Raw genomic sequence first — 536 nt, 5'->3', positions numbered from 1 at the left:
CGACCCTTCGGGGACGTTCGCCACGTGGCAGGGGTTGGCGCAAAAAACCGCACCAACCCTTGCTAATAGCGTTTTTTGTTTGGCTAGCGTCAAGGGGTATCCAAAAAGATTTATAAAGACGATAAAGCTGTCTTTACAAATCTTTCTGGACGTCCTCCCCCTGACTTGTGTTTAAGTGAGTGTGATTGTTTCATATTGTTATCAATATATTATAAATATAAAAGGTTACAATTAATAAAATAGGAAATGCAAAAATAAAAATTCCTTTTATACCTTTTTTGAAATAAATAACTGTTAAAACAACTCCAAGAAAAAACGCTAGACCAGCATTCATTAATTAACCTTTCCGCCTTGATTTGACATGGCATTATCATTGTAACCGTCATACATCAAATTCTGCGGACTCTTGCCACCCATTGTCAATACTTGCGGAGTTTCGGGCTGTTCCGGTGGTGCTGCCGTTACCGCCGTTTCGGGCTGTTTTGCCTTGTAGGGATTAAAGGGCAAGCCGTCTTTTATGTAGCTGATACAGGTTT

General features: G+C 40.3%; 1 pseudogene. It reads right to left on the bottom strand.

The annotated features are described in order from the left end of the window. Positions 1 to 333: 333 nt before the first annotated feature. Positions 334 to 536: pseudogene (locus ACTHSP_RS21515) on the bottom strand (zonular occludens toxin family protein); the annotation flags it as partial.

Source organism: Neisseria sp. P0001.S005 (genome assembly GCF_051963715.1).
The sequence above is the reverse complement of the archived record's forward strand: the minus strand, read 5'-3'. Positions and strand labels throughout refer to the sequence as shown.